This is a genomic window from Streptomyces acidicola, from assembly GCF_009377235.1.
In the GTDB taxonomy this organism is placed as follows: domain Bacteria; phylum Actinomycetota; class Actinomycetes; order Streptomycetales; family Streptomycetaceae; genus Streptomyces; species Streptomyces acidicola.
Map to the genome: position 1 here is coordinate 31,775 of NZ_VMNX01000065.1, position 9,936 is coordinate 41,710.

11 protein-coding genes are annotated in these 9,936 nt (G+C 70.9%); 5 read left to right on the top strand and 6 right to left on the bottom strand.

The features are described 5' to 3' along the window. The 5 genes from FPZ41_RS18900 to FPZ41_RS18920 all read right to left on the bottom strand — a co-directional run bounded on the left by FPZ41_RS18900 (position 1) and on the right by FPZ41_RS18920 (position 5,322). Positions 1 to 540, bottom strand: a complete 540-nt coding sequence (locus tag FPZ41_RS18900) for a flavoprotein (protein WP_152864129.1) — start codon at positions 538 to 540, stop codon at positions 1 to 3. Positions 541 to 549: 9 nt separating this feature from the next. Next, on the bottom strand, positions 550 to 1,008 hold the full coding sequence (locus FPZ41_RS18905) for a nuclear transport factor 2 family protein (RefSeq protein WP_152864131.1): 459 nt from the start codon (positions 1,006 to 1,008) through the stop codon (positions 550 to 552). Positions 1,009 to 1,177: 169 nt separating this feature from the next. Next, entirely contained in the window at positions 1,178 to 2,245 is a 1,068-nt protein-coding gene (locus tag FPZ41_RS18910) for a LacI family DNA-binding transcriptional regulator (protein WP_152864132.1), read from the bottom strand. 101 nt (positions 2,246 to 2,346) lie between these two features. After that, complete coding sequence (locus FPZ41_RS18915) at positions 2,347 to 4,761, bottom strand: beta-galactosidase (protein WP_152864134.1); 2,415 nt, start codon at positions 4,759 to 4,761, stop codon at positions 2,347 to 2,349. Between the two features lie 117 nt (positions 4,762 to 4,878). Continuing rightward, positions 4,879 to 5,322 carry a nuclear transport factor 2 family protein gene (locus FPZ41_RS18920; protein ID WP_152864136.1) on the bottom strand — a complete coding sequence of 148 codons (444 nt, stop codon included), beginning with the start codon at positions 5,320 to 5,322 and terminating at the stop codon, positions 4,879 to 4,881. Positions 5,323 to 5,567: 245 nt separating this feature from the next. Here FPZ41_RS18920 and FPZ41_RS18925 point away from each other — a divergent pair, with 245 nt between their 5' ends. Together FPZ41_RS18925 and FPZ41_RS18930 are read left to right on the top strand one after the other, a co-directional pair. Further along, positions 5,568 to 6,029, top strand: a complete 462-nt coding sequence (locus FPZ41_RS18925; RefSeq protein WP_152864138.1) for a nitroreductase family deazaflavin-dependent oxidoreductase — start codon at positions 5,568 to 5,570, stop codon at positions 6,027 to 6,029. Between the two features lie 576 nt (positions 6,030 to 6,605). Continuing rightward, positions 6,606 to 6,902: a DUF4235 domain-containing protein gene (locus FPZ41_RS18930; RefSeq protein WP_322620418.1), complete on the top strand. Its 297-nt coding sequence runs from the start codon at positions 6,606 to 6,608 to the stop codon at positions 6,900 to 6,902. A gap of 68 nt (positions 6,903 to 6,970) precedes the next feature. On the opposite strand, the gene FPZ41_RS18935 is transcribed toward FPZ41_RS18930, so the two are convergent. Next, the gene (locus FPZ41_RS18935) at positions 6,971 to 7,363 is read right to left on the bottom strand and encodes a VOC family protein (RefSeq protein WP_152864140.1); all 393 of its coding nucleotides are present in this window, start codon (positions 7,361 to 7,363) and stop codon (positions 6,971 to 6,973) included. 448 nt (positions 7,364 to 7,811) lie between these two features. Here FPZ41_RS18935 and FPZ41_RS18940 point away from each other — a divergent pair, with 448 nt between their 5' ends. The 3 genes from FPZ41_RS18940 (at position 7,812) to FPZ41_RS18950 (ending at position 9,813) form a co-directional block, all read left to right on the top strand. Next, complete coding sequence (locus FPZ41_RS18940; RefSeq protein WP_228022824.1) at positions 7,812 to 8,207, top strand: anti-sigma factor antagonist; 396 nt, start codon at positions 7,812 to 7,814, stop codon at positions 8,205 to 8,207. 264 nt (positions 8,208 to 8,471) lie between these two features. After that, the gene (locus FPZ41_RS18945; protein ID WP_152864142.1) at positions 8,472 to 9,134 is read left to right on the top strand and encodes a DUF4230 domain-containing protein; all 663 of its coding nucleotides are present in this window, start codon (positions 8,472 to 8,474) and stop codon (positions 9,132 to 9,134) included. 91 nt (positions 9,135 to 9,225) lie between these two features. After that, entirely contained in the window at positions 9,226 to 9,813 is a 588-nt protein-coding gene (locus tag FPZ41_RS18950; protein WP_152864144.1) for a VanZ family protein, read from the top strand. Positions 9,814 to 9,936: the final 123 nt, after the last annotated feature.

The following is a 9,936-nucleotide window of genomic DNA, read 5'->3' on the forward strand; positions in this document are numbered from 1 at the left end:
TCACCCCGCGTCGAGAGCGAGCAGGTCGAGGGCCCGATCCCAAGCGAACTCCGCTCTCCCGCCGTCCTGTTGGGGTTCACCGGAGTAGGGGTCGCCGAAGCGGACGCCCATCTCGCACAGCCGGACGAGGCTCGCCCGGTACGCGGGGTGGGCCGCCAGCGCGTCGGCCACACAGGGCAGGACGGCGATCGGAACGCCGAGCCCGTAGGCCTCGCAGAGGGTGCCGAGGGCGAGGGTGTCGGCGATGCCGGCCGCCCATTTGTTGATCGTGTTGAAGGTGGCGGGCGCGACGGCCACGGCGTCGGGCGCGGGGAAGGGGCGTGGGTCGGCCGGGGACCGCCAGGCGGAGCGGATGGGACGGCCCGTCTGCGTCTCGACTGCGGTGGTGTCGAAGAAGCCGCGCACGGCGACCGGGGTCGCGATCACGCCGACGTCCCAGTTCCGTTCCTGCGCCGCCGTGATCAGCTTGCTGACGTCCGCGGCGATCCCGGCGGCGCAGACGACGACGTAGAGGAAGGGCTTCTCGGCCTGTTCGGTCATCCGGGAACCCTACTGAACGGGGAACGACCGCCCCTGCTCCGCCTCCGGCGGCGGCCCGAAGATGCGCCGCTCCGTCTCATCGATCGGGAGGTCGTTGATGCTGGCCTCGCGCCGGGTCATCAGCCCGTGCTCGTCGAACTCCCAGAGCTCGTTGCCGTAGGAACGCCACCACTGGCCGTCGGCGTCATGGCATTCGTACTGGAAGCGGACGGCAATGCGGTTGCCGTCGAAGGCCCACAGGTCCTTGCGCAGCGCGTACTCCCGCTCGCGCTCCCACTTCGCGGTGAGGAACGCGACGATCGCCGCGCGGCCGGTGAGGAAGGTGTCGCGGTTGCGCCAGACCGAGTCCTCCGAGTAGGCGAGCGCGACCTTGTGGGGGTCGCGGGTGTTCCAGGCGTCCTCGGCGGCCTGGACCTTCCGCGCGGCGGTCTCACGGGTGAAGGGCGGCAGAGGCGGGCGGTCGGTCATGCTCACGTCCTTCCGGAGGCAACGGTGGCGACAGCGAGGGAGACGACAGCAAGGGAAACGTACATGGACAGCGCGACAGCCCGCGAGCGGGCGCTGAACTCCGCCGGAGGAGCAGGCGTTCGGGGACTGCCTCGGTGCTGCCGGCCGGATGTGCGGTCCCCGGCAGCGCTCACCGGGGCGCGGGAGCGGGAGCCGTGCTGTCGCGGACAACGAGCCGCACGGGGACGACGGGGTCGGTCCGTGGCCCGTCCGTGCCGTCGAGCCGGTCGAGGAGGAGCCGCAGGGAGCGGGTGCCGAGCTCGGTGAAGTCCGTGCGCACCGTGGTCAGCGGGGGCAGCAGATGGGCGGCCTCGGGGATGTCGTCGTAGCCGACGACGCTGACCTCGTCGGGGACTCGGCGGCCGGCCTCGTGACAGGCGCGCAGGACGCCCAGGGCCATCTGGTCATTGGACGCGAACACCGCTGTGACCTCGGGGCGCCGCGCCAGCCCCCGGCCCAGGGCGTAGCCGGATTCGGCGCTCCAGTCGCCCAGGAGGGGCTCGGGGACCTCGGCTCCGGCCGCTTCGAGGGTCTCGCGCCAGCTCGCCAGTCTCTGCTCGGCGGACGTCCAGCCCGTGGGACCGGCGATGTGCCAGACAGTCGCGTGTCCGAGCCCGAGGAGGTGTGCGGTGGCGGCGCGTGCCCCGGCCCGGGAGTCCGCGCTGACCATGGGGGTGCCGTCCCCGAGGGCGTTGTCGAGCGTCACCAGCGGGGTGTCGAGCCGGGCCTCGGCCAGCGCCCGGCCCACCCGGCGCTGCGGGGCGATGGCGATCACGCCGTCCGCGCCCTCGGCCGACAGCCGGTCCACGGCACGGACCACGGTGTCCTTGTCGGCCGTGTCGAGGGCGATGGAGCTGACCAGGTAACCGGCCTCCTGGGCGGCCGTGTTGATAGCGGTCAGGGTGGAGGCAGGCCCGTAGCGAGCCGCGTCGAAGGAGATCACACCGAGCATGCGGGTCCTGCCGCTGGCCAGGGACCGGGCGCTGCGGCTGGGCCGGTAGCCGAGCGACCGCATGGCGTCGAGCACGGCCTCGCGGGTCTCGGCGCGGACCGCCGGGTTGCCGTTGAGCACGCGGGAGACTGTCTGCTTGGAGACACCGGCCAGCCGCGCCACGTCGTCCATCACGGGCCGCGATCCGGCGAAGTTGCGCCTGCTGCGGCCCCTGGGGGCGGCGCCGTCCGTGGCGCTTCGGGTCATGGCGGCTGCTTCCTTCGACCTCGTGGCGACGGCCCGGCGGTTCCGTCCCGCCCGGCAGGCCCACAGGATAGGGCGGGCGGGACGGGGCGGCGCCCAGGGCCTCAGCCCGCCCCGACCGACCAGGACCGTACGGTGATCCACTCGGCCCGCTCGACCGCCGCCACTGCCCCGTCGCCCGCCCCCTCGGGTGCGTACACCCTGGCGTCGGCGTGCCGGGGCAGCACCCTCAGCCGCAGCCCTTCGGCACGCGGGGCCCCGGCGGGCAGCCGGTCGAGGCCGAGGTCCCAGACGCGCCCGGCGTGGAACTGGTCGGCGACCAGCGTGTCCCCCACGTACGCGCGCGCCACGTCACCCGTCCAGTGGACGCGGAGCAGGGTTTCCGCCGGAAGGTCCTCCGGTACGTCGACGCGGTACTCGGCCGCGGTCGTCTCGAAGTACTTGTCGGTCGGCGCGCTCGCCCGGCCCATCACTCCCGTGACGGGCTCGGGCGCCGGTCCCGCGGGCCGGAGCCGCGTGACCCGTGCGACGGTGACGTCGGGTCCATCGGTGACGTCGGACCCGCGGCCGGCCGGCACCGTGTAGCGGGTGAACACCCCGTCCTGCGTGGCCTGTACGTCCGCCCCGGCCACCACCGGAGCACGGCCCGGCGCGGGCAGGACGGCGAACGACAGCTCCGGGGACGGGCCGTGCACCCGTACCTCGTCGGCCGCCTCGTCGAAGACGACCCCGTCGGCGCACAGCACGAGCCGCTCGGCGCCCCATGCCACGCCCCGGTAGAGCGTGCGTGCCGTGGCCGCGTCGAGCACCAGCAGGCCGACGCGCCCGCCGTCCACGGTGTCCACCTCGACCAGGGCGTCGGTGCCGGGCCGCAGACCGGTGATCAGGGTGCGGTCACCGAGCTGCGCGATGTCGCCGGAGGGAGTGCTGACCGATGTGAACGTGCCGGTTTCCAGGGCTAGTTCGGGGGTGATGCCGTCGGTGGCGGCCAGCACCAGGACGGTTCGGCCCTCGTCGTCGACGGTGCACACGGGCTGCGCGGTGGCCCAGTCGAGCCGCAGACCGGCGACGTCGAGGCGCAGCGGCCAGCAGAAGTAGGCGCCCGAGGGCACGATGACGGGCGTACTGGGCAGGGTCAACGGAGCAGTGGAGCCAGGGAGTTCGATGGCGAAGGTGGTCTCCGGATGATCCGGCAGCGGCTCGTGCGGCTGGTGGTTGGTGACGAACAGGAAGCCCGAGCGGCCGTCGCCTCGCACGGCCCAGCGCAACGTGTCCCGGTCGTGCTGGCCCGTCGGCACCCGCTCTGGGAGGACCGACTCCATGACCGCGATGCGATGGCCGAAGTCCGCCAGCAGCAAGTGCTGGAGGCGCAGTTCGTGGTATGAGGGCCGGTACTGGCCGTACTCGCCGAGCGGTGCCTGGAAGTCGTACGTGAGGACGGGCAGGTCGTTGGGGTAGCCGGTGGCGTGGGACTCCTGCAGGGTCGTCAGCTCCCCGGCGGGGTTGGTGCCGCCGTGGAACATGTAGTAGCCCTGCCACACCGATCCGCAGCCGATCTTGGTGAGGGCGAGCGCGCCGATGTCGGCGGCGTCGACGCGCGGCCGGCGGTGGTACGCGACAGCCATGCCGCCGCCCAGCTCGCAGGTGGCCCAAGGGAAGCGCTCCGCGAGGGCCGCCGGGTCGGTGTCGCGCACGGATGTCGGGCGCAGGTCGGCACCGATGCCCTCGTCGTCGCGGTGGTGGGTGAAGAAGAAGTGCTTGCGGCAGGTGTCGGGCCAGCCGCCGTCGGCCTCGGTCCAGAACGCCTCCGGGTAGCCGCCGTACAGCGGGAACAGCTCGTCCGGCGGAAGTTGTACTCCGCCCCAGGCGGTCGACGTCCACAGCGGGGCACTCAGGCCGAGCTCCTGGGCCATGCGCTTCAGGGTGAGCAGATGGCCGGGCTGGTCGTAGAGCTCGTTCTCGATCTGTATCGCCACAACGGGCCCGCCGTGGGCGCGGTCGAGGCCGCGCAGCTGCTCCGCGACGGCCGCGTACCAGTGCCGTACGGGCTCCAGGTAGGCCGGATCGTCGGTGCGCGGCGTGCAGGGGCGGGCGAGGAGCCAGTCGGGCAGGCCACCGCCCCGGACCTCCGCGTGGACCCAGGGCCCGATGCGGGGGACGAAGTCCAGTCCGTGACGGGCACACAGCTCGGCGAAGCGGCGCAGGTCCAGATTCCCGTCGAAGCGGACACGACCCTCCACCTCCTCGTGGTGGATCCAGATGACGTAACTTGCGACCGCCGTCACCCCTCCCGCCTTCATCTTCAGCAGCTCCTCCTCCCACGCCCCGGCGGGACAGCGGGAGTAGTGGAACTCGCCGGAGACGGGGAACCAGGGGCGGCCACCGCGGGTGAGCCAGCGGCTGGTCACCTCGATCGGGTCGGGCACTCCGGGCACTCCGGGCGCGTCGGCGAAGGGCAGGTGGCCGGTGAGCGGGGGTGCGGAGGGCGCGGGGACACGGAGGCGGTGCGGGGGTGTCATCAGGGCTTCTCCTGGCCGGAATCGGGGAGCGGGCACATGAAGCCCACCGATGTTACCGGTAACATACAGCCGGTCAAGATCTCCTGCGCCGCCTTCCGGACCTCGGGATGGCCGGGACTACAGCGGGGACTCCTCGGAAGTGACGGTCGGCGCGAAGGCCCGGGCCACCGCGAGGCTGTCCTCGTACACGTGATGCCGTACGACCAGTCCGTCCTCGACGGTCAGGTGCAGGGCGAACGGGGCGCTGTAACGGCGCCCGGTGCCCTTGGCCGTCTGGCGGATCACGCCGAGGACGACCGCGTCGGCGCCGTCGACGAGGATCCGCTCGATCTCGGTGCCCGCCTCGCCGGGAACGTGGTTCTGGGCGAGTTCGCGGTAGTGGGCGGCGGCGTCGGCCCGCGTCGACCGATGGCGGATCCACGGGGTCTCCGCGCGGCCGTGCTCGCTCTCGGGCCAGCTCAGGCGCCAGTCGCCGCGCTCGGCGTACAGCTCGGCGACCCGCTCGGGGTCACCCTCCCCCATCCGACGCAGCAACTCCTCGACCACGGCACGGGTGGACATGGGACGGCCTCCTGGTCTTCCGGTTTCTCTCGGGTTCCTACGGCTCTTCGGGTTCTTCGGGTTCTCTGCTGGTTCTTCCAGCCGTCGGCCCCAGCCCTCCGGGGCGGTCACCACCTTGCCTGAGCCGTTCGCGTTATGGCGATTACGCGGGAGGTAAGACTCGGCTCGGGACCGGGATGAATGATTCCCGGTGCGACTGTTGGTACTACTGAGAAGAACAAAGCAGCGACGATGGGACGGAAGTCATGCCTCTTGAGGGCGAGTACGTGCCCAGCCCGACGGACTGGGTGCGCAAGCAGGTCGAGTTGTACGAGAGCACGGGCGGAGCCGAGGGAACGACATTGCTGGACACGGGCATGCCCGTCGTCATCCTCACCACGCGCGGCGCGAAGTCCGGCAAGATCCGCAAGACCCCGCTGATGCGCGTGGAGCACGAGGGCCGGTACGCGGTCGTGGCCTCTCTGGGCGGCTCGCCCAAGCATCCGGTCTGGTACCACAACGTCGTCTCCGATCCTCACGTGGAACTCCAGGACGGGCCCGTACGCCAGGACATGGCGGCGCGTGAGGTCACCGGGGACGAGAAGGCCCTGTGGTGGGAGCGCGCCGTCGCCGCGTATCCGCCGTACGCGGACTACCAGAAGAAGACCGATCGGGTGATCCCCGTCTTCGTGCTGGAGCCGGTAGCCGGAGGCTCATCAGCCGGATGAGCGGTCCGTAGTGGTCCCGTGGCAGACTGTCACGCGCACGCCCGGCGCCCAGGCGACGTCGGGCACCCTCCTCGGTGAGATCGCGAGACCTTGCCGACCAGCGTCCGGAGGGACGTGTCACGAGGGCTGACGGCTCCCGCCATCCAGCACCAGGGCACGAAGGCGATTGGCTCACATCCCTGAGCAAGACTGGGGATCCCTAAGCCAATCTGAGACGCTGAGGAAAAGAGCACGAGAAAATCTTCGGTTTGGGAGGCATGGACCGACTCCCGCCGGGCATCCGTGCCTAAGGCCCCGCCGCGCTCCCCCGTCGCGGCGGGGCTTTCTGCTGCCCCCCGGGCGTCCCGAGCGTGCCGCTGGCGCGGGGCGGGGTTGCAGGGCCGGGCCGCGTACGCCTTGCGGTCCCGTGGCGACTCTCCGCACTCTGCACTCTCCGTCGGACCTCGGTTTGTGTGTTCCTCGTTCTGTTCGCTCCGGCCGACTGCCCCGGTCGGCCTCGTTCACGCCGAGGTGCTGACCACGCTCGCCAGGGGTACCCGTATCCGGACACACCAGGCGGTCGAAGGAGAGATCCAGGTGGCCAAGAAGAAGAAACTCCCGCTCGCCTACCAGCCCATCGGGTTCGCGCTCGGCTGGCTGAGTGGCGCCCTGGCCGGGATGGCGTTCCGCACGGCATGGAAGGCGATCCGGCACGAGGACGACACGCCCGACGCGCTGGACGAGGACCGCGACTGGGGTGAGGTGCTGCTGGCCGCGGCCGTTCAGGGCGCCATCTTTGCGGTGGTCCGCAGCGCGTTGGACCGCGCGGGTGCGACGGTCATCGCGCACCGGACGGGGGTGTGGCCGTCGTCCGACAAGGAGGACCGGGTCTGAGGAGAGCCGAGGTTGAGGAGGGCTGGGACCGAGGAGAGCCGGGACTGAGGCGGACCGGCTCGCGGGCCTCAGCCCTGTTTCGGTGCCGTGGGCCGTACGCGGCGCAGGGTGAAGGAGTGGCCGGCCGGGTCGGCGTAACCGCGCTCCTCGAACGGCCCCGCCGGCTCCTTGATGTCCACGGGGCGCCCGCCGAGGCCGACGACCTTGCGTTCGGCCTCGTCGAGGTCCTCGACGAGGAAGTCCAGGTGGACCTGGAGGGAGTGCTCCGGGCGCGGCCAGCTCGGCGGGGTGGCGTTCACGTCGCGGCGGAACGCCATGCGGGTGTCGGCGGCACCCTTGATCTCGACCCGGTTGGCGGACGTGTCCGTCTCCTCGGCGTCGAGCAGTTCCTTGTAGAAGGCGGCGAGTTTCTCGGGCTCGGCGCAGTCCAGTACCACGACGCCTGCCTGTACCAGTGCCATCGTTCCTCCGTCGGTGTCCTGTGCGCGGACGGCGGTCCGTCGGCGCCTGTGTGGTGCCGGGTACCCCGTTCCGGAGAATCAGTCAGCCAGCGGCCGCGCGCTGGGCGGGATGGGGAAGTACAGGTGGAGAGAGGTCAGTTGACGGGTCGAATGACGAGTCGAAGCCTGCCTTCCCGGCGAATCGTTCGTCGCCGTCCAACGCCCGTACGCCCTCTTCTGGCTCCGGCGCGCGCCCGGTCGTAGATCGGGCACGCAAGTTGCCGGACGACTCACCCCTCAAATCGAAGACATATGTCAATCGAACATGCTGAAATTCACTCCAACGAGGGTAACTTGCAGAGCAAGGAACGGTTTTGCCATCGCGGAGACCCCGGTGACACGTCAACGTTCACGTGACATCGTCGCCCCGGCCCTCGGTGACTTGAGAGCCCTGCCATGAGGGAGCCGGATGGAGGCAATGTCGGTGCACGACGGTTCCGCGCAGCCGCTCCGGCATCTGCGCGTCCGCAAGGAGTACGGGCACATCGTGCTGGAGTTCCACGGCGAGATCGACATCCTCGCCTCGCTGGAGATCATCCCGTACCTGGACTCCGCGACCGCCCGCCCAGAGCCGCACATCGTGATCGACCTGCGGCCCGTCGAGTTCTTCGACTGCTCGGGGCTGCGCCTGCTGTACCGGGCCCGGCGCAGGGTCCTCGCCCGGGGCGGGCAGCTGCACCTGCTGTGCACCCACGAGCTGACCCTGCGCGTCCTCAGGGTGACCGGCCTCGCCCGCCTGCTGCCACCAGCGGCCTCCCTGGAGGAGGCGCTGGCCCGTCCGGAAGCCACCTCGGGCACCGCCTGACGCCGGGACGGATGCGGGTCCGCAGGTTCCCGTGCGGCGGGGGGACGGGACGCGTTCCCCGCCTACGCCGAACAGCGGTCGTGGTGGGCGTCCATCCGTACCAGTCACACCCCGGTGTATCCGCCCACCGACCGGGGTCAGGCTGTCGGCGGCCGCGCCCGGGCACCCGTGCGTGCCCCGAACAGGTGTCGACAAACCGCCAACTTGGCGTTCTGTCAAGGAATTTGGCGGGCAGTTGTGGAGACAGGAAGGAGGACCGTCGACATGACGACGTCCATCAAGCGCGCCCGTCACATGCCCGGCTGGGCGAAGCTCCTGACCGTCCTCGTGGTGCTCGTCGTGGTCGTGCTCGCCGCGGTTCCGCTGCTCGTCCTCGGAGGGCTGAAGGACGTGTTCGGCGAGGAGACGCACGACCGGTCCGGCCCCGCACTCCTCAAGTCCATCCAGGACATCAGCCGTTACGACGCCGCCACGGGCAACTTCCAGGTGGTGGTGGACCTGGAGAAGGACGCCAAGTACCTGCCCGACGCGATCCGCGGCACCCGCACCCTGTACGTGGGCGCGGGCACCGTCGACGCCTACGTCGACCTGGGGAAGGTGGGCGAGAACGACGTCACGGTGAACGAGGACCGCACCGCGGCCACGCTCCACCTGCCGCACGCCGCGCTCGGCAAGCCCGCACTCGACCCCGACCGCTCCTACGCCGTCTCCAAGCAGCGCGGGCTGCTCGACCGGATCGGCGACCTCTTCTCCGACAACCCCAACAGCGAACAGGCCGTCCAGAAGCTCGCGTCCCAGCACATCGGCGAGGCGGCCAGGGAGAGCCGCCTCACCGCCCGCGCCGAGTCCAACACCACCGGCATGCTCGAAGGACTGCTCCGCTCGCTCGGCTTCGAGGACGTGAAGGTGACGTACGGCGACGCCTGAGCCCGCCCAGGGCATCAGGGTGAGCGGCATCGGCGCACTCTTCGGGGGTAACCGCCTTCAGTACAAGGGAAGTTGAAACTGGGAGGGTTGCATGGCCCGTACCACGTCACGTTCCCCCACATCGACAGCCCGCCGTCGGTCCAAGGCAGCCCCGCGCGGGCGGCGGCCGCTCTCCGTCCCCTTGCGTCTCCTGGCGATGGTGACGGCCTTCGCCGCCATGGTCGCGTTCGCGGCGGTACTGGCCCGGCTCACGCTCCAGCCGTCACCGGCCTCGGAAGCGCTGACCCACAGCAACCTGCACCCCGGCCGCTCCCTGGAGGCCTACCTGAACCAGCCCGCGCTGCGTGACGCCGTCAAGCAGATCGGCGGGAACATCCTGCTCGGCGTGCCGTTCGGCGTGCTGCTGCCCATGCTGGCGCCCGGGACACGGGGCATCCTGCGCGTGCCGGTACTGACCGCCATGGTCATGCTTCTGGTGGAACTGGTGCAGGGGGCAATGATCACGGGGCGCGCCTTCGACATCGACGACGTCATCCTCAACACCACGGGCGCACTGCTGGGGTACGTCCTGCTGGGTCGACGACTGGGCCACGCCGTGCACCCGCCCGAGCAGAGCAAGCCCTCGGGCAAGAAGAGCCGCAGGCGCCCTCGCTTCCGCCTCCCACGTCGCAAGGCCTAGGGCCTGTACGGAGTCGTGATCACCTGCTGGTACAACTCTCGTGTGGCGAGGCGTGAACTCAGCGACGACGAGTGGGCGTTGGTCGAGCCGTTGCTGCCGATCGGCGCCTGTGGCCCCTATCCG

Excerpts from the sequence above, each read along its gene's own strand:
- FPZ41_RS18900 (WP_152864129.1), bottom strand. The coding sequence starts at position 540 with ATGACCGAACAGGCCGAGAAGCCCTTCCTCTACGTCGTCGTCTGCGCC.
- FPZ41_RS18905 (WP_152864131.1), bottom strand. The coding sequence starts at position 1,008 with ATGACCGACCGCCCGCCTCTGCCGCCCTTCACCCGTGAGACCGCCGCG.
- FPZ41_RS18910 (WP_152864132.1), bottom strand. The coding sequence starts at position 2,245 with ATGACCCGAAGCGCCACGGACGGCGCCGCCCCCAGGGGCCGCAGCAGG.
- FPZ41_RS18915 (WP_152864134.1), bottom strand. The coding sequence starts at position 4,761 with ATGACACCCCCGCACCGCCTCCGTGTCCCCGCGCCCTCCGCACCCCCG.
- FPZ41_RS18920 (WP_152864136.1), bottom strand. The coding sequence starts at position 5,322 with ATGTCCACCCGTGCCGTGGTCGAGGAGTTGCTGCGTCGGATGGGGGAG.
- FPZ41_RS18925 (WP_152864138.1), top strand. The coding sequence starts at position 5,568 with ATGCCTCTTGAGGGCGAGTACGTGCCCAGCCCGACGGACTGGGTGCGC.
- FPZ41_RS18935 (WP_152864140.1), bottom strand. The coding sequence starts at position 7,363 with ATGGCACTGGTACAGGCAGGCGTCGTGGTACTGGACTGCGCCGAGCCC.
- FPZ41_RS18940 (WP_228022824.1), top strand. The coding sequence starts at position 7,812 with ATGGAGGCAATGTCGGTGCACGACGGTTCCGCGCAGCCGCTCCGGCAT.
- FPZ41_RS18945 (WP_152864142.1), top strand. The coding sequence starts at position 8,472 with ATGACGACGTCCATCAAGCGCGCCCGTCACATGCCCGGCTGGGCGAAG.
- FPZ41_RS18950 (WP_152864144.1), top strand. The coding sequence starts at position 9,226 with ATGGCCCGTACCACGTCACGTTCCCCCACATCGACAGCCCGCCGTCGG.